Here is a 20402-nt window from a genome sequence, read left to right on the forward strand (position 1 = left end):
AGGCAGGTTAATTTGTCAGATAATGAATCCGGGGGCATGTTAATTGGCGCCATTAGTGATGACCAAAAGATAGTGATGATCAATGATCTAACCCTTCCTATTAAGGAAGATATCCAGTCGAGATTTCAGTATATTCGTAGTGAAAAACACAACAATCTTTTAAAAGAAAAATGGCTTGCAAGTAATAAAACACTAATGTACTTTGGAGAGTGGCACACCCATCCTCAAGATGACCCAATCTATTCTACTCAAGATTATAAAAATTGGAAGATGCTGCTGAATCATTCCAATACGTTCACAGAAGATCTATTGTTTTTAATTGCTGGGAGAAAGCATTTTAAAATTTGGTTAGGGAATAGAAAAAATAATAAAATAACCCTTTTGTTCAAAGGAGAATTTAGTGAAATTGATACAAAAAACAATTAATCTACTACAGTTGGTTATTAACCACCTATTGGCAAGTGTTATTTTAATGTTAATTTTGTTCTTTATGATTATTATAACTTACAAAAAGTTTGGCTGGATCCAGGCTATCTTTAATTTGGTAACAAATTGGATTTGGTTTATAAAAAAAGAATATGTTTTGCTTGCTAATTTTTCAAAAAAGGATGGCCATATTTCAGCCATAAAAAATAAGTATCAGGAACAAGGCTGTCTTTATTTAATTAACAATTTTACAAAAAAATTTAGTCACGACGGCGTAATTGACAAAAATGCACTGGAAGAAATTATCTTTAAACAAATAAAAACTGTTGAAAAAGCCAAAAAAAGGGTTAAAAAGTCAAACTCACTAATTTATCTTGGTTTCCCTCATGTACCTTTAGGGTTTTTAGACGGGAGGCTTTACAAAGATCTTGATGGTGCTATTTTATATGAATACCAAGGAATGGAAAGTGAAACTCTGGGAAAAGGGTTTTATGAATTAAATAAAAAATACAATACAGAAATGGAATTATTTAATAACCGTGATAAATATGAAGAACTTGAGAAGGAGATTGCTTTAAAAATTGAACAATCATTTCCTATACAGAATGAAGACATAAAAAAAACAGTTAAGGTATCACAAATTCTTTCTTTTGGGATTTCAAAACCAAACCGATGGAAAATTAACAATTATGCCCAAATTGAACGTTATCAAACAGAATTTGAAAAATTGCTCAAAGAACTAAAAGAAAATGGTGTTGAAAAAATTCACTTATTTGCAACAACGCCAGTTTCATTAAGTTTTAGTTTAGGAAGAGTAATTCAACACTATCATCCTGAAATAATTATCTACAATTACAATAATAATCGTTTTGATTGGGGAATTAACTTAAATAGTAAAGAAGTTATTTTTTTTACATGAATATACTTTACGACATAAAATTATTTTATGAAGCTGGAGGAAATTTGTACACGAGGTAATAAGTTTTCCTCGTGTTTTTTGTTCCACTTCATGATTTTTGCAATCCAGGCCTTTCGTAAGATAAATGAGAACCAAGGAAGCTTACAACCGCGCAGCTCTTCGTATTCTAGTACGATCTGTAATGCCGCATCTTAAAATTGTATCAAATCATAAAAGTTATGACACTACATATTTTATTTTAGCTAACTTATGGGTTTCCCTTAACTATTTTTTAAAATGCACAAAAAACTCCCGTACAAGTTTAACAGGAGTTTTTATCAGATATTATGATTAATTTTTTTTTAACTGATTTTTACCTTTGCAGTTTCTTTTAATGACTGTACTACATTTACGATATCATCGACCGTCTTATCATCGAATAAACCATAAACACCTTCATTGTGTAGCGAAACAAAAGGCTGATCCAAAAGTTTACCTGGCTCTAGGATGCCATTTACACTTAGATAATCAATGATCATGTTGATAAAATTTATCTGATTGGCATTTAAATTTGTTCTTTGGATAAGGGCTGCAAAAGCATCTTGTGCTGCACTTCTTTCAAGTCCTACAAGGCTCCGGACAAATATGCCAAATGAGTTCTCATCCCCTAAGGAAAACTCCTTATTAAACTGTTCTTTTGTGCCAATTTGTTCTTTTTCAAGCATATCCGCAAATGATTCAATGTCGGTTAAGGTAATGGCTCTATTTCTTTTTAATTTCTGAATGGCAATATGGTCTTGGTGTTTTTGAACGTATTCACTAATATGCGCTTTATAGTCCTTGAAATCACCAAATGAAGGCAACGATTCATCAAAATTTATTTCTTTTAATTCATCCTCAAAGTTTGTGTGAACGATTACCTTTTTATCTTTATCGATCAGACGGATTAATTCACGAAACACTTTTCGGACTTCGTTTAAATCCACCGCAGATGTTCGTTCGAAAAAACGCAAGTCCATTACTTCCTTAATCATTTCGACATGATCCGCTACTTTTGGTACTATTCTTTTTTGGTAAATCGCTTCGGCGATTGTTTGGAGCTGCTTTTTCTTTGTGTCTGCACCTGGTATTACCGTAATTCCTAGAATCGAACGTTGAAGTCTAATTACCAACAGATCCACCCGTTTTTTATCCTCCGGCTCAGAATCATATATAAGCTTTGCAAACCCCTCTTCCTCTGTCAGGCGCTGCATGTCAAGATCTTCAAGCCTTTCCCAGCTCTCGGGATGGCGGAATTTTAAAAGTGTGGTCATATACGGTCGAATGGCGAAATGATGCTCATCCATTCCTTTAAGCTGTCGGGTCAATAGCCCAATCAGTTCGTTTCGGATTTGGTCGTACATTCTGCCCGATGCGTACAATTCCCTGACCAAATGCGCTCGTTCAATGAAGAGTTGCCCTGTTAAATGCAAGGGCGTTGGTTTGGCTTCCTCTTTTTTTCCAAATTTAAAATATTCCACATTGCCACAAAGGTCAAAAAGCAGGGCATGTGTTTTATGAACACCAGGTTCAAACAAATCTTCATGCAGTCGCGTACCCCGACCTATCATCTGCCAAAACTTCGATAAAGAAAATACAGGTTTAAACATGACTAAATTGACAACTTCAGGTACGTCAATCCCAGTATCAAGCATATCTACTGATACAGCAATATGAGGAGCTTTATCCCCTTGTTTAAAATTTTCAATCAAAGTGTCTGCATATGGTACTTTGTAATGGATTTCAGCTGCAAACTTACCCTTTAGATGTGGCATCATCTCATCGAATACTTCAACAATTTGGTGAGCATGCTCATTGTTCCGGGCAAATACGATGGTTTTGCCTAACCGATCCCCGCCTGCTACTTTTATCCCGTGTTCAAATAGAACCTCAATCGCGCGCCTTATTGTATCCTTATTATATAAAAACTTATATACTTCCTCTTTATTAACCTTTTTATCTTGCTTATGTGGCATAACCCGTTTATCGTATTCTTCTTGCTCCTCCGGAGATAACTCATCACGGTCTATTCCCTCATGAAGAAACTTGAAAAATACGGATACAGGTTTAACAGGCACAAGATTTTTATCTTCAATTGCCTGTTCATACTCATAAGCAAAAGTGGGGATTCCCTTTTTTAATCTGAAAAAGTCGTAAGTATCATGGTCGACATCAGATTTTGGTGTAGCAGTTAGTCCGAGCAAAAGAGAATCAAAATACTGAAATACTTGCCCGAATTTGTTGTAAATAGACCTATGTGCTTCATCTATGATAATTAAATCAAAGAAACCGACACTAAATTTCGGTTTAACGCCAGGTTGGATAAAGCTCATCATCGTTTGGTAGGTAGAAAAATATATTCGCGCGGACGGATCATCTTTATCCTCAAGTAAATTACACGTAGTCACACTTGGTAAATGTTTTTTAAATTCCTTGGCAGCCTGTTTAACCAGCTCCCTACGATCGGCAAGAAACAGGGCATTTTTTACCCAACCGGCACGTTTTAAAAAGTCGACCAAGGCGATTGCTGTCCGTGTTTTTCCGGTACCTGTTGCCATAACAAGAAGAGAACGACGATGTCCTCCTTCATAGGTTTCAGCAACACGCTTAATTGCTTCAATTTGATATAAACGACCGGCAATCATTGAATTTGTCTTATATTCAGCTGTGTTTTTCCGTTCTTTTCTTTTTTGAATTGCCCAATCTAAATCTGACTTTGAATAGAAAGAAGCAATTTTTCTAGGAGGATAAAACGTATCATCCCAAATCCATGTTTCATATCCATTGGTGTAAAACATGATTGGGCGCTGCCCATACTGTTGTTCAAGCTGATTCGCGTATAAAAATGCTTGATTTTTCCCTTTTTGAGCATCCTGGATTGTGCTTTTAACTTCTATTACGGCAAAAGGTAAACCATCATTTGCCCATAAGACATAATCACAGTATCCAAGTCCTGTTCGGTTTGGCATCCCCTGAACTTCGTACTCTCTTACATTTTGACCATGGGGATTCCATCCTGCTTCACGAAGCATAATATCAATTATAAGCTGTCGTGTACGAGCTTCATTTTCCGGAGTGAACTTTGGTATAGGCTTTGATGATTTATGCGTCAGTTCGTCAATTTTAGTTTTTAGTTTAGCGTTTTCTTCTTCAACTTTTTGAATGCGAGCATCTTTTTCGGCAATTTGTTTTTCCAATTTTTGAAGGTGTTCTGTCGTGTCCGTGGTTTTACTTGTATTCGTTGGTATCAGTCCACGATCAAAAGATAAATTTTTTAATGGTTTGTCTAAATAATAGTCTTGAAGCCAATCCAAAAAAACAAATAAATGCTCAAATATAAGTAAAGATTGTTCTGAAGTAAGCGGCGCATCATCATGTACGGCAATATTACCAAGCTTAATAATCAACCTTATGGGTTGAAAAAGATCAGGTGAGATAGTTTCTTGAAACGATTTCGTATGAACAAGATCACCTAGCATGTATTTTTCTTTTTCCGGGTATTCCAAATAACCGTCGGTGCTGTACATCCAACGCACGGCACGTTCAAGTGCCGCGCGACAATAAAATAGCGATGTACGTGGGTTCGCAAATACATTTGTTTCCGCCTCAGATGCGTATTCATGAAGTGTTTGCCATTGCGGATATTCTTTTAAAAAATCAACATTTAATGGCATAATCATTCACCTTAGTTTCATTAAATTGGAGTTCTCCGGTAAATGCATGATGTAATATAGATTGACGATACTCTTCCAGTTTTGATAATTGATTTTCAAGATGTTTTTTTTGAATATTTATTTCACAAATAATATTAGAAAATTCCTTTTGTAGTTCAAAAGGTGGTAAGTATATTTCAAAATCTTTTATCTGTTTAAAATTAAATGCTTGCCTTGTAGCACCTGCATTTTGTGAAAGAATTTTCTTCTGATAGTTATCATTAGATAAAAAATAGCTCAAAAATTCTGGTACAAGCATATTTAGTTTAGGCCTAATAATACAAACGTGTTGGTTAACATTAGCGTTATCGTCCTCTCCATAATAAACAGCTACTCTTCCAATGGAAGCCCCTGTAATATTAATTAGAACATCATTCTTTTTTACCCAAGTACGTTTCATTTTTTTGTGTACTTCATCATCAATGTGAACAATGTCTGAATAATCGATTCTATTCATAAGAACATTTTGGCTTCTTATAAATAAAATTCCTTCAGATTTATAAACCTTTTTTCCCCCTAAAGGAGTTGAACCGCTTGAGACAAGAGAAGAGATTGTTTCAATGTTAGTTTTTTCAAAATTATGTTGATTGGCTGTTGGTTCCCCAAACATCTCAAGAAAAACAGAGCGAACCAACTCATCCATCTTTGTAATTACTTCTTTACGCTTTTGAATAAGAATTTCTAACTCTGTAAAAACATCTGCAATTATCTTTTGGATGTTCAGAGAGGGTAAAGGAATTTTTAATTTAGATAAAACTGAGGCATTTACACCAGGCTGAGTCGATCCGTTTGAAACAGTATTAATCTGATTCCAATATGATCTAGATTGCATAAAAGTCCATAAATATCTAGGTAAGACAAGGTTTTTATTTGGTTTTATTCTAATTAAGTAAGAGGCAAATACCGATTCTGGAGGAGATTTTATTAAAAAGCTCTTTCCTGTAGTGGCCCCTGTCCTTGCAACTACAATATCACCATCGAATAGTTTATATTTATTTGTTTCTGCATCACTTATTTCACAGTAAGGAGTCTCTTCCCAATTAACATTATTATCTTGTATATCAGTAATTCTAAGGAATTTAGGTCCAATTTCCTTTTTTGATGAAGATTGTGTATAACCATATTGTATTTCTTCACTAATATCTTTTAACGTTACTTGCCGTAATTTAAATATTATTTTCTCTATTGTATTCTTCACCCTAACATCTCCCCTATTTTTTGAAGACCTGCTTTAATTTCATTTTCCAGGTTATTTATTTCCTGAAGGATCTGCTTTGGGGAAGAATAGCTTACTTCTTCAAAAACTTGTTCCATATAACGTTTAATACTTAAATCGTAGTTATTGGCGCGAATTTCATCAACTTCAACAAAGAACGACTGTTCAGTTCGTGCTCGCGTTCTTTCTGCATCAAGGTTGTGAAAACGATTAATAATATCCGGAATGTTGTTTTCTTCATGATTAGTTAAATCTAATTCACGGCGGTTATCATCAAGTGAATAACCATCTGCTTTCATATCGTAAAACCACACCTGATCCGTTCCACCGATGCTTGTTTTTTGAAAAATCATGATTGCAGTTGAAACCCCCGCATACGGCTTGAACACACCTGAAGGCATCGAGATAATTGCCTCTAATTTATGGTTATCTATAATTTCTTTCCGAATAGCAACGTGTGCATTAGACGATCCAAATAGTACACCATCCGGTACCACAACAGCACAGCGACCACCGTTTTTGAGTAGACGGAGCATTAGCGCCAAAAACAATAACTCCGTTTTCTTTGTTTTAACTTTGGCAAGCAGGTTATCAGCTACTTCGCTATAATCAAGGGACCCTTTGAATGGAGGATTGGCTAACACTAGAGTATATTGTTCTTCCTCCAAATTCCCCTTTGAAAGAGAATCTTTATATTCCATATTGGGATCTTCTACTGCATGAAGCATAAGATTCATGCTGGCAATACGGAGCATGGTTTGGTCCGTATCAAATCCATAGAACATGGATTTTTTATAATGATCCTGAAGCGATTCATTTCCTGACTTAATAAATAACTCTTCATTAAAGTTCTTTGTAATGTATTCAGCAGCTGCAACAAGAAAACCAGCGGTCCCGGCAGCTGGGTCCACGATTTTATCACCTAAAGATGGCTGCATAAGCTCCACCATCATTTTGATGATGTGGCGTGGTGTACGAAATTGACCATTTGTGCCTGAAGTGGATAGCTTTGAAAGAAGGTATTCGTATAAATCACCCATGGTGTCTTTATTTTTGTCCGTCATTTCTTCCAAAAGCGCATCAATAGCCGTTACGACTCGCTGAAGCAGCTGCGGGGTAGGGATAATAAAAACAGCATTGTCCAAATGCCTTGCAAACTTGGAGTCTTTTCCGCCTAGCTCTTTCATGTGCTGAAAGGCTTTGTCTTTTACAATTTCAAACATTTCTTGTGCATCAGTCTTATTTTTAAAATTAGACCAGCGGATATCACTGTCTTCCTCGGTAAATATTGGGTTTGTTATTTTACCACCGCTTAGTCTTGCACGGCGCTCCTGTTTTGTTTGTTGTTCATCAAGTTGCTTCATGAAAAGTAAATAAGTAATTTGTTCGATAACAGACAGTGGGTTAGAAATTCCACCTGTCCAAAACGTTTCCCATATGTTATCAACTTTATTTTTAAATTCACCTGTAAGCATGGTTCTCCCCCAAAATATGATTAAATTATAAAATTCTATGAAGATAGGTAAAAATCCTCTCGACCTTTATTTTAACATAGTAAAAGAGCTCAAGCATTTGCCTGAGCCCTTTAATATTTTACCAACTTTAGTTTATTATTTCTGACAACTCTCCCACTTTTAGGGCATTTAAGCTGGGGACTTTCGTTTTAGATACCAAATACACACACTTTTTTCAACGACCATACATTTGCGAATGGCGTTAAGTTAAAAATGAACGTATGGTGGATAACGATCCGTTGATGGAGCAAGCATTTTAACAGAAGCAGGGCGCTTTCTTCCTCTAAAAGTTATTGTAGTTCATTGGATACCTAAAACAGGCTTAAGCCTGTAATATAAGCCTAAAAGCAAAAAAAACCCCTTAATCATCAAGAAGGGGTTAAATTGGGTACCAACAGATTGATTAGAGAGTAGAAATACTCGCTTTTTTATTGAAGGAAAAAACGGTTAAATAGCGAAAATAAAACGAGGGGAATTTTGGTGTGAAAGGAGTGGTAAAAAGTGAAAGAAGTAAAGCTTTGTTTACATTGTGGAAATAAAACACAGATGGAATTAATAAGTTCTCATCAGCACAATATGCCAGATTTTACATACGAGCCTGGGTTTGGTGAAGTTCAAATTGGTGAAGCTTGGGATGTATATAAACTTTTTCAATGCCCTGTATGTGAGAAATTTACTTTAGAAAAAAGCTCGTCCAGTACATATGAGTGTGATCAAGAAGGGGCCCCTTTTTGGAGTGAAAAAATATTGTATCCTTATATAGAGCCTCAAATTAAAAGGTTGCCTTCCGGTGTGAAAGAAGCTTTCGAAGCAGCACATAAAGTAAGGAACATTGACGGAGCTATTACTGCCCTAGCATTAAGAAGAACTCTTGAAAGAATGTGCAAAGAAAAAGGTGCAGAAGGAAGAGATCTTTATAATAAATTGAAAAAATTATCCGAAGACGGGGTAATCCCACCAATTCTTTCGGAAATGTCTACAATAATCAAGGATATAGGAAATGAAGCAGCACACGGCGATAATGTAAAATTTGACGATGAGTTAGTGAGTTCCTTATTTAAATTTACAGAAATAATCTTAGAGTATGTATACGTAATACCTAAACATCTAAAGCAGATACAATATGATATGAGTCTAAGAAAAGAGGAAAAGCATGAGCAACCAAATTAGGTTGCTTTTTTATTTTTTCCACTATACTCCTTTTTTACGGTTTATTAGTTATTATTTACATTAAAAGTAGCATCTGCAGTAGAAATGTATTGTGTGGAAGAGAAAAATCATCTGTTTGGTTCATTACGTTTTGTACTCAAAATTGCATATTGGGTTTACTCTTTTTTGTTAACTATATATTGTAGCATCCCCCCACAAATATTGAGAAAGAGCCGTAAGAAAAGGAAGAAACCTACAAAAGGGGTGAAGAATATGAGACATAGGACCATGCTTCCTTGACGTCTCCTTTCACAAAGTGCATATGTTTGTTTAGCAATAAGCACATTTGAAATAAAGTAGAAAAAAACCGGGTTTCCCCGGCTTGTGTTTAAGAAATCCATTTATGAAATGAAGGAATACGCAGTTTTTGATTACTGGTCCAGTTTCTAAACTTAACGTTACATTTGATTCCTTCATTAAATATGATTAGTTTGTCTGTTTCTTTTGCTCCAATATCTCTAACCTTTTCGTGGATATATTTTCTTTCTTGATTTGGGACAAACTCCATAACACCAATATTTGTTCCGTCTTCTATGGAGCTTAGTAAAAATGAATGATCTTTTTTATTCATTCCTGTGAGATAAACATCTTGATAAGAATAATTGATGACTTTTTGCCAATGGTTCGAGCGTTTATTTATCTCATATTTGGAGTCTTTTTTCTTTAGGACGATTCCTTCCAGACCTCTTTCTTTTACCAGGTTAAAGTAAGGAATTCCATTCCCTTCGATCCACTGGACATGAACCATTCGTTTCTCATCAAATTCCAATTCCGCGAGCAGCTTTTTTCTTTCCAATAAAGGCAGTTGAGTTACTTTTTGACCTTTGTAATATAGAATGTCAAAAACGCAGTATTGAAGGTAGTGAGAGCTGTTCTTCGATTTAAATCGTTCCATGACAGCTTCGAAATTAGGAGCACCGTCAGTTCCCGGAACAATCAATTCTCCATCCAAAATGGTTCCATCGGGTATATTAAGATTCTCATATATTTCTTTAAATAAGGCCGTAACCTCGTTATTGTGGCGTGTATATAAATGGATTTTATTATTAAATTTAGAAAGTAATAGTCTTATACCATCTAACTTGAGTTCGGTAATGTATTCGTCCGAATCAAATGGCTGATCTACCCTTTCCAGCAGCATCGGACTAATAAACATCTGTTTCACCTCTATATTATTTTATCAGAGGATTAACAATAGTTATTTATCAAAATGCTGGTAAAAGGCTAGTGATGATGGTTAATCTGTACGACTAAATGGCTTTAGCCCGTAATATAAGCCTTAAGGCTAATACTTAAATAATGCTTGATTTGTTTCGGAGGAGTTTACATATTTTACATATCAAAGAAATCATCTGCTTTTACGCTTGGATCCACTTCTCTTAATGCTTTAATAATTTTGCTGATAGTCCTAGTTGTCGGAGACCGATCAGTGTCGCCAGCTGCCAATTCGTTAATTGTATTCCTGTTCACTCCGGCCTTTTCAGCTAACCACGTTTGAGAAATTCCGCGGTTATCAAGCCATCTACCCAATTTGCTTCTCTTTTTACCTAATCCAAAAAAACCAAACATTTTCCCGCTCTCCTATCCAGAAAAAATAAGATGGTCAAGTAATGTCCAAAAAGACTAAAAAAAATACCTATTTTGATGCAAAAACCAGTCAACTTGGACAAACAGTGCTGCATAACTTTAAACACACATAGGCGATTTAGATACTAGCAAGAATCTTAGATCAAGAATTTTAGAATCTTACAAGAATCTCTCAAGAATCTATGTCTAGTGCATTTGTACAGCGGAAAAAGCGGATATAAAGCCAAAAACAAAATCTGTTAAAAGGAGGCGAAGCCGGATGGCCAAGAGAGGGGGTCCGGGGGGATAAAGAATTTTCAGATTATTAGATAACTCAATTGTCATAATAAACCAACAGGAGGTTATCAAAATGAAAAGCTGGGAAACTCTTATTCCATTGCTAGAAAAATATGAAGCTAGTACAGATTTTGTTGCTGAATGTGTATATGCCTATATTGTGAATTACAGCTTTGAAACACAACAGGATAAGGAATTCGCTAATCAGTTAGTTGAATTTATTAAGGGGGTTTAACGATGGAAAGTTTTGATTGGGAATATTGTGCCGAATGTGGAAACCAAAAACCACCGGAAGAATCAAACTATAGATTATGTCCAGATTGTCGGGAAGATCTTGATTGTAATGAGGATTGGTTTAAATAGCTTAATAAAGGGGGGAATTGAAATGTTATTTGGGCCCGGGATGCTTTTAGCAGCTGGTGCAACCATCGGAATAGCTTTAGTTGATAAAGTATGTGAGGAATTAGGGATTCATTGGTTAGGAACAGCATTAAAGCTGATTATACCTATCGTTGGTTTTGCCCTAGCCATTTATTTTATTGAAACTAATCCAATATTGAGGTGGTTAAAATGAGTTTATGGGCTGACATAAAAGCACGTTACAAAATTACAAAAGCTTTTCGAGCCGGTTCCATTTATAAAACGATTGGCACTGGAGAAAATGAAAAGAAAATCTTCCCTAAAATCCACTCTATTGAAATCACTGACTTTTCCACTGAATATGTTTTCACCCTTCCTACTGGACTAAATCCCGATTTAATCAAGAAAGGCTATTATGCTTTTCAGCAAGTGTTTGGCGATAACATAAAGCTTGAAGGTGAGTTTAAAAAGTATGTTCTGACCATCAATAAATCCACATTACCAAAGGAGCTTATCTATAATTTCAAGAAGATTAAACCGGTATTAGAAGGCTTTGAAATGCCAATTGTTTGTGGGGTAGACAACGAAGGGAGCTGGGTGGTATATGATGCTGTCACAGCTCCAAACTGCTTGATTTCAGGCGAACCGGGAGCAGGAAAAAGCACAGAATGCAGAAGTATTTTATCCACTCTCATTCAGTATAAAACTCCTGAAGAACTGCACATTTATTTAGGGGATTTGAAAATGAGTGAGTTCTTTCTTTTCAAGGACATTAAACATGTTAAAAGTGTTTGTGTTTACCCGGAAGATATGACAAAGATGCTGAACCATCTACATCATGAATTGCGAAAAAGGGGGGAATTATTAAATAAACATAGGGTGGATCATATCACTAAAGTTCCCGGTAAACATCCTTACATCCTTTTGGCAATCGATGAAATTGTAATGATTATGGATGATAAGGAAATGAAAAAGAAATTAGTGCAAATTGCATCTCTTGGAAGGGCATTAGGGATTTACTGTATGCTCAGTCTTCAAAGACCTTCTCACGACATATTAGATACAAAAATTAGAAGCCTTCTTACTGTCCGTATGGGTTTTAGAACTACAGATGCTTCCAACTCAAAAATAATTGGCACCCCAGGAAGTGAGAAAATCAGCGAGGAAACACCCGGAAGATTCTTAATGAAACGAAGTGAAATAAAAGAGCTACAAGCCCCATATTTAACATTGGATAAAGCTGAAAAACTTCTTGAAGTATACAGGGTGGAGGGGTGGAAGGATATGTTTGCAAAGGCTGCTACCTCCAATGAGAAAAAAGAACTCACTGAAAAGGATGTATTTAACGATGTTAACAAAAAGGGATAAAGCTATAATTAAAGATTTAAATAGATTCCGAGTGATGGACCGTGATTCAATAGCAGAGCTGCACTTTTCAAACGTAAAAAATCCAAAAGACTCGACTAACCACGTTTTATTAAGATTACTTCGTGACGGTGAGATCCAGCGTTCAAAATCATTTATTCCCTTTGTTTATTTCGGCCCAAATGTAAATATAAAACAAAACAGTGCTAAGATTGGTCACTTTTTAGCCATATTGGAGACTTACAAAGAGATTCGTAGACAAGGAAAGCTTACAACATTTCTGGTGGAACCAAAGTATGGTGGTAAGGGAACAGTGGAGCCAGATATATTTTGTACTTTCCGGGATACTCATTTTTTCATTGAGGTGCAGCGAACACTATACAGTGAAAAACAAATGAATGAAAAGATTCACCGATATGTTGATTTTTTCCATAGTGGTGTTATGATTAAACCCTTTCCACACATTTTAATATTGTCAGAACAACGTTATGTAATTGAAATTGATCTGCCCTTTAAGGTATTTCAAGCACAATCTTTTACAGAGTTTATAAGGTCTCTAAAACCGAAAGAGGAACAAGATTATTCAGTGCCGTTAAAAGTACAATCCAATAATGGTGTATTCAAGCTAACCCTAAAATAGCAAAAAAATGCAGGCTAAATGATATGCTTCCCTTATGGTAGACAGATTAAAAAATAAAAATCTGACTACTATAAGGGGAGTATTTTTGTTTCTAAAACATCTTTTACTCCAGAATTTAAGATTGAAGCATTGAATGCTTGGGAAAAAGGTAATTATTCATTAGCTGAAATTGTAAAAATGTTCAAGGTGTTTGAATCCACAATTAGGGAATGGAAATATCAATTCGATACATACGGTATTAAAGGTCTGGAAGAGTCTTCAATCCAAACCAGAATAAAATGCTATTTTAGATTTCAAGTTTCTATGTTCTCCTGTTTCTGAATGAAAATTGCTCTTTGATGTTGTCCATTAATCCTTATTGGCAGCCATTCGAGAAAATGAATAATAAATGTTTGATATAAGGGTTCATGCAATAAAAAAAGCTTTGTTGGTTGGAACCATATGAAATTAAGTATAAATTGCTTTTTAAATAAAGAAAATATATATAGGAAATGTAAAATCGAGAAAGGTTTGTGTTATCGTGTGAAATATTTAAAGAATAGACTAATACTTATACTTGTTTTTAATTGTACTATAATGTTAACAGGTTTTAATAAATTCGAAGAGAATGAAATAACCGCTCTTGTTAAATCGATGATTAGTACTGTAAATAAAAAAGACGCTGAAGGTTATATTCAAACTTTAGACGAATATTTTATTAAAACAACTTATGGTAATAAAGATTTTATTAGGAAGAATATAAACGAATTTGGGCATTTAGATTTGTTAGAGTTTGACGTAGAAACAATACATACGTATGTTTCTTATGCACATTACAAGTTAATACATACTGGAAAAGACAATATAAAAACAGCCTTTTTTGGTAAAATGATCTTAGTAAAGACAAAGGAAGGTTGGCGAATATATCATATTTCGGAAGAAGAAATATGATAAATTGATAAATATAATTAAAATAAATGCGATTCCTGTTGAAGAAATCGCATTTATTATTTTTCAACAATCTTTTTTCTATGTGTCTTGCACTGAGACGAGTAAATAGTCTGCTTGTGCTTAATGGAATTCCGTTAATACATCTGGCCTCATGGCTTGAACTTTCCCTGTAGAGTCTCCAGGTAAAGAAGGGAGAAAAAATGAATATTTACTAAGAAGCTATCCAACTTTATTGAATAGCTTTTTCAGCTTCTAAGCTTTCAGTGTTATACCTTTCGAATAAAAAAGTTATCTTCAAGCAATAACCAGTTTTGAGGATATGGATAGCCAAGGGTCCAATAACTGATTCCACGAAGCCCGTAGTCCTTCGCTGTATCAAATTTAGCTTGAGCACTTCTTGCATCCTCAAACCATACTTCGTGATTTCTACCTTGTCCATCGGTATATCGGAAGTAAGGTGATTGTGCAATAGGATCATATAAAATATCAACATTATATTGAATGGCCCTTCTGATAGCATCCTGTTGGCTGAAGGTTTCTGCTTCTTGGCCTTGAACATGAGGGAGGAGCCAGTCACGGGCGTAAATTTGGAATCCCATGAAAATTTTATTTCTTGGAATGACAGAAACAGCATAATCCAGCACTCGTCGTATTTGGTTAAGTGGGGATATGGCCTGTGGAGGTCCTAATCTATACCCCCATTCATATGTCATTAGCACAACAAAATCGACGATTCTTCCATGTGCAGGATAATCATGAGCTTCATATAACAACCCTTTTTGCTCTGCACTAACTTTAGGTGCTAATGCTGTGGAAACAAAATACCCTTCCGGGTGTAACCGATCCACTGCTTTTTGTAAGAACTGATTATATAAGTCCCTGTCTTGTGGGTAGACATTTTCAAAATCAACGTTTAAGCCACGATATCCTTTTGCTTTTATCGTGTTCAAAATATTAGTTATCAACTGGTCCTGAATCGCAGGACTTGAGAGGATTGTATGTGCTAGCCGTGACCCAGGATCTTTATAAGTAAAATTTGTAACGCACATCATTGGAGAAACCCTTTCACCTATAGATGCCTGAATAAAAGCGGTATCATCTATAGGTGTTATTCCACCGCTTGCTGTCATTGAATAAGCAAATAGGGAAGAATAAGTTAAATATCTGCCTACTTCTCGAACCAAGGTTCCTCCTCTTTCGCCCGTATCGATGGTATAGGCGTTTACGTCTATTACAGGCTTTGTAAATGGAATTCCTAAAGACATTCCCGGATAAATCATATTCGGATTTTGTATTTGGTTTATTCGGATAAGTTCTTGAACCGTCGTCCCGTATCTTTGAGCAATCTGCCATAAGGTTTCTCCTGGTTGAATGATGTGGGTTCTTGCTGGAATAATTAAAATCATACCAGGATTAATATTGGAAGGATTACTGATTTGATTTGCTTGAACAATTGCCTGAATACTTGTTCCATATTTCTGGGCAATCATCCATAACGTTTCGCCCGAACGAACAGTATGAGTCCGATAGGTTGTTGGAATGACAAGGGCCAATCCCACCACTAATTGATTCGGATTCTCTAACTGGTTTGCACTAACAATTTGATTAATGGTAATCCCGTACCGCTGAGAAATCGCCCATAATGTTTCTCCTTTTTGAACAACATGAATTTGAATAGTATTTACCCCCTTTAATATTTCTTCTTAAAATTTATATTCCTTTTAAAGATAGAAAATATTAATCTTTTACGAGGTTTTATATTTTAATGAAGAGTTTTCCGTTCAGGTACTGATATTTATGTTGAGGTTACGATTTAAATTGGAAAAAGACTGTATATAAATAGAAGGAAAAATGATTGATACGCATCATTAAAAAGGGATGTTCAAGTTTAAATCTTAGTAGAATAAAAATAAATTTTTTAAGAGTGGGCATTTTGGGTTTACTATAATAGAAAAATATCATTTGTTAACACCAGACTTAAGTCTGGTAATATTCTTAAGAATATGAATCAAGTAAGATAATTATTTTTTTAAAACAATTTGTTTCATTTCTGCCATATAAAATAAAAACGGCTACATAAGGAAAGTGCCCCTTTTGGTAGCCAGGATTAAAGTATTTAATTACAATTTTTTTATTGTAAAATTTGCTGCTAGAACTACCCAGTTTTGAGGAAAAGCAGTTCCAAGAACCCAATAACTTAGCCCGCGTAAATTGTATTCTTTGACGGTATCATATTTTACTTGTACACTTCGGGCATCCTCAAACCATACTTCATGCTGTTGGCCTGATTCGTCCGTATAACGGAAGTATGGGGATTGATAGGTGTCATCATAACTAATAGAGACACCATATTTTGCAGCAAGGTTGACGGCTTCTTTTGGAGCGACAATCCTAGCATACGTTCCATATTTCCACGGGATTTTCCAATCATAGCCATACAAAGGCACACCCATTACAATTTTATTTCTCGGAATCACTGTAACTGCATAATCAAGTACCTTTCTTACCTGACTAATGGGTGCTACTGCCATTGGACTTCCTCCAATCCAGCCCCATTCATAAGTCATAATCACAACAAAATCAACAATTTCCCCATGGGCAGCATAATCGTGAGCTTCATATAATAATCCTTTTTGTTCAGCCCTAAGCTTTGGTGCGAGTGCAGTTGAAACAGAAAAACCTTCTGGCCTTAAACGTTCTACTACTTTACGGAGAAAATTATTATAATTTTCCCGATCCTCAGGGAATACATATTCAAAATCAACATTTAATCCTGCGTATCCTTTTTCTTTTAACATTGTCAAAACATTCGTAATAACCTTATTCTGAATGTCCTGATTTCTTAAAACGAGCGCTGCCCGGTCGGAGCTAAACATACTTCCAACAAAATTAGTAAGGACAAGCAACGGAGAAACATTTCGATTTCGAGCCACTTGAATGATTGCGTCATCATTTAAAGGGGTAATGCTGCCATCTTCCTCCACACGATGACTAAATGGACTGATATAGGTAAAATATGGTGCCAGTGGAGCCACAAGATTTGCTCCTGCCTGATTCATATCTGTTACATAGGCATTTACTTCAATGGCAGTTTTAGGGGCCTCCGGGATTCTCAGTCTTTGGCCAACATGTATTATTCCAGGATTTTGAATTTGGTTTGCTTGGACGATAGCAGAAACGGTTGTTCCATAGCGGTTTGCAATCACCCATAAGGTTTCCCCTGGCTGAATATTGTGATATACAACAGGAATGGTTAGTAATTGGCCAATATAAAGTTTGGATGGATCTATTAACTGATTTGCATTGACAATCTCTTGTACGGTCACCCCAAAACGGCTTGCAATTAACCATAGGGTATCACCACGTTGAACAATATATTGTTGATAGGGTGCTGGAATGACCAATGCTTCACCTAACACCAGCCTATTAGGATCATCCAAGCCATTAGCTACAACAATTTGGTTTATCGGGATACCATATTGTTGGGAGATACGCCAAAGTGTATCGCCACTTTTTACTACATGTATCTTCATAAAGTCACCCCAATAGCAGAACAAATTTTCTACAATATCCTTTACGATTTTCAACGTGATATTTGTGTACAGAAATGAAAGTAATATGACATCGCTATATATAAATAAATATTCAAATTAGTGAGGGAGTAAGAAATGGTTTTATTAGTTCAATCACTTTGTTATAGGGGAATGTGTGGGTTAGTATGTTACTTTCACTACAATAAACAAAATAAATTTCGGATTTTCCCTAAAAAAATTTTTTATAGGCACTGTAGGATATTATTTTCTTATATGGGTGATAAACCATTTACTTAGCTAACATATGCATTATAAAAAAAATGGTACCCTTTATCTTTAATAAAAAATAATGTCGTAATGGAAGGTCTTTAAGAATCATTAGAGCCCTTGTTTTAGGTATAGATTATGAATAAGTACTAAAACATGGGACTAGTAGAAAAAATGTTATCTGGGGATGATTAATTTTTGCCCAACTACAAGATAAGCATTGGAACTCAGATTGTTCATTTTGGCAAGAGCTTCAAAACTAACTCCAAATTTTTGTGCGATTTTCCACAAAGAATCTCCTGATTGTACCGTATAGGTGGTCCCCTGGTTTTTAACAGGAATTGTTAACTTTTGACCAACCCATAATGGACTATTCGGATTAATATTGTTCCATTTGGCAATGGAATTGATTGTTGTACCGTATTTTTGAGCAATCAACCATAATGATTCGCCTCCTTTTACCGTATGGACCAACTGTCCTGTAAAATTGATTCGCGACCAATCAAACAATTTTCCGGGATCTGTCTTTCTTCCCGGTGCATACTCATCGTGGCCCACAATATGTTGCCTGTCTCTTTTAATAGTGGGATGACGTCCAATAATATCATCCAATAAAAGATTTAAAGAACGGTACTGTGCATCTGTATATCCAATATTAGAAGGCGCAATCGCCTCATATGTTTGTGCTGACATTAGGGGTAACATCTCATCTCGGGTGCCAATAGCTAATAATTCAATCCCAATAGAATACTCATTTAATCTATTTTGGTACGATGGAAACCCAGGTAGATTACCTTTCCCTGCGTGATAGGCGACGCGATTCTCATCAACCAATCGATACACCTCACCACTTCTTCCAATCAAGTAATGTGAAGAGACACCATTATTGAGAAAAATACGATACACATCTTGAATATTATAAGGATCATTTGGTTTACTTGCAGCATTTGAAATAAAGTGTATCACCACATGCGTAACAATTTCCGTTCTTGGCTTCGAATTTTGCAATGGAAGATAAAGATCACGAATCGAAACAATACGGGTACCCACAAAAGGTATGGATAATTTATATCCTGGATAAATCATGCTTGGATTTTGAATGTTGTTCATAATGATGATTTCTTGAACAGTGGTACTGTATCTTTGGGCAATTTGCCGTAAACTTTCACCTGGTTGAACGACATGAATTTGCATTAAATCTCCCCTCCGATAACTTTATCTTTAACACTATATTCTCGGCATAAGGATTATATCTTAGATTGAATTCAAACCTTAGTATGAAATTAAACACTGGGATATTTTCATTGCCTTTTCCAAAAAATATAAGGAGCCTAAAAGCTAATTTGTAGAAGGGAGATTAAATATGAACAAAAAAGCTGTATTTATTTTAAGCTTGTTCTTAATGTTGTCCCTAAATATTTCTCCAGCCCTTGCAGCTAATAATCCTAGGAATACTTATGAAGTAAAATCAGGGGATACGTTATGGAAAATCGCTAAAACATATGTGACAACTGTAAATGATCTTAAATTATTCAATGGATTACAGTCTGAGGTATTATTAGTTGGTCAAAAACTGCGTGTTCCAATAATATATCAAGTTGTAGCAGGAGATACGCTATGGAAGCTCTCTCAAGCGTTTAATTCGTCAGTTGCATTAATAAAATCGGCCAACGGACTTACCACTGATATCTTATTTGTTGGGCAAAAATTAAAGATTATTCCCACAAAATTAACAATGAATGGACAATTTATATTAATGACGAGGGAGCAATTTAGGGATTGGTTATTTAATCAAAAAATCACAAGGAGAATTACCTGGTTCCAGGAACATCACACATGGTGGCCATCGTATAAGGATTATAACGGTTCCAATCATTTTTCATTGATGTATCAAATGAAGGACCTTCATGTAAAACAGATGGGATGGTCAGATATAAGCCAACAATTGACGACATTCCCTGACGGAAAAGTAGTAGTGGGAAGACCGTTTAACACACCTCCACAAGGTTCGTATGGGCTGATAAATAAATCTGTAACGCCAGCAATTGAAGCAAATGCAGTAGCAATTGAAAATCTTGGGAATTTTGATATTGGAAACGATCAAATGACCCCGGAACAGAGAGAAACCATCATTACGATTGCAGCTTTGCTTTGTATCAAATTTGGATTGACCCCTTCTATAGACAGTATCCAATACCATCATTGGTGGGATATGAATACTGGTGAAAGGGTTTTAGATAACAGTAAAGGACATGCTGTTAAAACTTGCCCAGGTACAGGATTTTTCGGGGGTAATAGCACAACCGATGCAAAAAATGATTTTTATCCTCTTGTAAGAAATAAAATACAAGAAATTTTAGCTACTATGTAGAAATGGGGTAATGGTTTAATAAAAACGGCCACTCAAATCTTTTCTCTTGTTTATAAGT

Annotated in this window: 19 protein-coding genes; 11 read left to right on the forward strand and 8 right to left on the reverse strand. The window is 35.4% G+C overall.

Annotated features, from left to right (window positions below; all coding sequences use genetic code 11):
- Window positions 1–12: 12 nt before the first annotated feature.
- The gene (locus E2K98_RS24700; protein ID WP_165976375.1) at window positions 13–426 is read left to right on the forward strand and encodes a Mov34/MPN/PAD-1 family protein; all 414 of its coding nucleotides are present in this window, start codon (window positions 13–15) and stop codon (window positions 424–426) included.
- On the forward strand, window positions 401–1345 hold the full coding sequence (locus E2K98_RS24705; protein WP_133338927.1) for an SAVED domain-containing protein: 945 nt from the start codon (window positions 401–403) through the stop codon (window positions 1343–1345). The genes E2K98_RS24700 and E2K98_RS24705 overlap by 26 nt, the downstream gene beginning before the upstream one ends.
- Before the next feature lie 341 nt (window positions 1346–1686).
- Here the strand turns inward: E2K98_RS24705 and E2K98_RS24710 are convergent, their stop codons facing one another.
- Genes E2K98_RS24710 through E2K98_RS24720 form a run of 3 tightly spaced genes read right to left on the reverse strand, consistent with a single transcriptional unit; the run spans window position 1687 to window position 7767 of the window.
- Window positions 1687–5037 (reverse strand): DEAD/DEAH box helicase family protein, encoded by a 3351-nt coding sequence (locus E2K98_RS24710; protein ID WP_165976376.1) that lies wholly within the window; start codon window positions 5035–5037, stop codon window positions 1687–1689.
- Window positions 5021–6274 carry a restriction endonuclease subunit S gene (locus E2K98_RS24715; protein ID WP_133338931.1) on the reverse strand — a complete coding sequence of 418 codons (1254 nt, stop codon included), beginning with the start codon at window positions 6272–6274 and terminating at the stop codon, window positions 5021–5023. The genes E2K98_RS24710 and E2K98_RS24715 overlap by 17 nt, the downstream gene beginning before the upstream one ends.
- Window positions 6271–7767: a type I restriction-modification system subunit M gene (locus E2K98_RS24720; protein WP_133338933.1), complete on the reverse strand. Its 1497-nt coding sequence runs from the start codon at window positions 7765–7767 to the stop codon at window positions 6271–6273. Before E2K98_RS24720 ends, E2K98_RS24715 begins: the two co-directional genes overlap by 4 nt.
- Window positions 7768–8307: 540 nt before the next feature.
- On the opposite strand from E2K98_RS24720, the gene E2K98_RS24725 reads away from it, so the two are divergent.
- Window positions 8308–8976, forward strand: a complete 669-nt coding sequence (locus tag E2K98_RS24725; protein WP_133338935.1) for a DUF4145 domain-containing protein — start codon at window positions 8308–8310, stop codon at window positions 8974–8976.
- Window positions 8977–9343: 367 nt separating this feature from the next.
- Here E2K98_RS24725 and E2K98_RS24730 read toward each other — a convergent pair whose 3' ends face one another.
- On the reverse strand, window positions 9344–10171 hold the full coding sequence (locus E2K98_RS24730) for an ATP-dependent DNA ligase (protein WP_133338937.1): 828 nt from the start codon (window positions 10169–10171) through the stop codon (window positions 9344–9346).
- A gap of 176 nt (window positions 10172–10347) precedes the next feature.
- Complete coding sequence (locus E2K98_RS24735) at window positions 10348–10584, reverse strand: helix-turn-helix domain-containing protein (RefSeq protein WP_133338939.1); 237 nt, start codon at window positions 10582–10584, stop codon at window positions 10348–10350.
- Window positions 10585–10951: 367 nt separating this feature from the next.
- Between E2K98_RS24735 and E2K98_RS31200 the strand changes: the two genes are divergently transcribed.
- From E2K98_RS31200 to E2K98_RS24760, 7 genes are all read left to right on the forward strand, one after another.
- Window positions 10952–11113: a hypothetical protein gene (locus tag E2K98_RS31200; protein ID WP_165976377.1), complete on the forward strand. Its 162-nt coding sequence runs from the start codon at window positions 10952–10954 to the stop codon at window positions 11111–11113.
- 2 nt (window positions 11114–11115) lie between these two features.
- Entirely contained in the window at window positions 11116–11241 is a 126-nt protein-coding gene (locus E2K98_RS32145; RefSeq protein ID WP_268884137.1) for a hypothetical protein, read from the forward strand.
- Between the two features lie 22 nt (window positions 11242–11263).
- Window positions 11264–11452, forward strand: a complete 189-nt coding sequence (locus tag E2K98_RS24740; RefSeq protein ID WP_133338946.1) for a hypothetical protein — start codon at window positions 11264–11266, stop codon at window positions 11450–11452.
- Window positions 11449–12606 carry an FtsK/SpoIIIE domain-containing protein gene (locus E2K98_RS24745; RefSeq protein ID WP_133338948.1) on the forward strand — a complete coding sequence of 386 codons (1158 nt, stop codon included), beginning with the start codon at window positions 11449–11451 and terminating at the stop codon, window positions 12604–12606. Before E2K98_RS24740 ends, E2K98_RS24745 begins: the two co-directional genes overlap by 4 nt.
- On the forward strand, window positions 12587–13243 hold the full coding sequence (locus E2K98_RS24750) for a hypothetical protein (protein ID WP_133338950.1): 657 nt from the start codon (window positions 12587–12589) through the stop codon (window positions 13241–13243). The genes E2K98_RS24745 and E2K98_RS24750 overlap by 20 nt, the downstream gene beginning before the upstream one ends.
- 81 nt (window positions 13244–13324) lie before the next feature.
- Window positions 13325–13564, forward strand: a complete 240-nt coding sequence (locus E2K98_RS32430) for a helix-turn-helix domain-containing protein (RefSeq protein WP_133339044.1) — start codon at window positions 13325–13327, stop codon at window positions 13562–13564.
- Window positions 13565–13684: 120 nt separating this feature from the next.
- Window positions 13685–14173, forward strand: coding sequence for a hypothetical protein (locus E2K98_RS24760; RefSeq protein ID WP_133338952.1), 489 nt, complete (start codon window positions 13685–13687; stop codon window positions 14171–14173).
- Between the two features lie 266 nt (window positions 14174–14439).
- On the opposite strand, the gene E2K98_RS24765 is transcribed toward E2K98_RS24760, so the two are convergent.
- The 3 genes from E2K98_RS24765 to E2K98_RS24775 form a co-directional block, all read right to left on the reverse strand.
- A complete protein-coding gene (locus E2K98_RS24765; RefSeq protein WP_133338954.1) occupies window positions 14440–15849 on the reverse strand; it encodes a LysM peptidoglycan-binding domain-containing protein in 1410 nt (469 codons plus the stop codon).
- A gap of 444 nt (window positions 15850–16293) precedes the next feature.
- Window positions 16294–17706: a LysM peptidoglycan-binding domain-containing protein gene (locus tag E2K98_RS24770; protein WP_133338956.1), complete on the reverse strand. Its 1413-nt coding sequence runs from the start codon at window positions 17704–17706 to the stop codon at window positions 16294–16296.
- 444 nt (window positions 17707–18150) lie between these two features.
- Window positions 18151–19167 (reverse strand): LysM peptidoglycan-binding domain-containing protein, encoded by a 1017-nt coding sequence (locus E2K98_RS24775; RefSeq protein ID WP_133338958.1) that lies wholly within the window; start codon window positions 19165–19167, stop codon window positions 18151–18153.
- 169 nt (window positions 19168–19336) lie between these two features.
- On the opposite strand from E2K98_RS24775, the gene E2K98_RS24780 reads away from it, so the two are divergent.
- Window positions 19337–20344 carry a peptidoglycan recognition protein family protein gene (locus E2K98_RS24780; RefSeq protein WP_133338960.1) on the forward strand — a complete coding sequence of 336 codons (1008 nt, stop codon included), beginning with the start codon at window positions 19337–19339 and terminating at the stop codon, window positions 20342–20344.
- Window positions 20345–20402 lie beyond the last annotated feature (58 nt).

The sequence above is a fragment of the Bacillus salipaludis genome, from assembly GCF_004358205.1.

Coding starts and splice junctions, on each gene's coding strand:
- E2K98_RS24710 (WP_165976376.1), bottom strand. CDS start 5,037: ATGCCATTAAATGTTGATTTTTTAAAAGAATATCCGCAATGGCAAACA.
- E2K98_RS24720 (WP_133338933.1), bottom strand. CDS start 7,767: ATGCTTACAGGTGAATTTAAAAATAAAGTTGATAACATATGGGAAACG.
- E2K98_RS24730 (WP_133338937.1), bottom strand. CDS start 10,171: ATGTTTATTAGTCCGATGCTGCTGGAAAGGGTAGATCAGCCATTTGAT.
- E2K98_RS24735 (WP_133338939.1), bottom strand. CDS start 10,584: ATGTTTGGTTTTTTTGGATTAGGTAAAAAGAGAAGCAAATTGGGTAGA.
- E2K98_RS31200 (WP_165976377.1), top strand. CDS start 10,952: ATGAAAAGCTGGGAAACTCTTATTCCATTGCTAGAAAAATATGAAGCT.
- E2K98_RS32145 (WP_268884137.1), top strand. CDS start 11,116: ATGGAAAGTTTTGATTGGGAATATTGTGCCGAATGTGGAAACCAAAAA.
- E2K98_RS24740 (WP_133338946.1), top strand. CDS start 11,264: ATGTTATTTGGGCCCGGGATGCTTTTAGCAGCTGGTGCAACCATCGGA.
- E2K98_RS24745 (WP_133338948.1), top strand. CDS start 11,449: ATGAGTTTATGGGCTGACATAAAAGCACGTTACAAAATTACAAAAGCT.
- E2K98_RS24750 (WP_133338950.1), top strand. CDS start 12,587: ATGTTAACAAAAAGGGATAAAGCTATAATTAAAGATTTAAATAGATTC.
- E2K98_RS24760 (WP_133338952.1), top strand. CDS start 13,685: ATGAAATTAAGTATAAATTGCTTTTTAAATAAAGAAAATATATATAGG.
- E2K98_RS24770 (WP_133338956.1), bottom strand. CDS start 17,706: ATGAAGATACATGTAGTAAAAAGTGGCGATACACTTTGGCGTATCTCC.
- E2K98_RS24775 (WP_133338958.1), bottom strand. CDS start 19,167: ATGCAAATTCATGTCGTTCAACCAGGTGAAAGTTTACGGCAAATTGCC.
- E2K98_RS24780 (WP_133338960.1), top strand. CDS start 19,337: ATGAACAAAAAAGCTGTATTTATTTTAAGCTTGTTCTTAATGTTGTCC.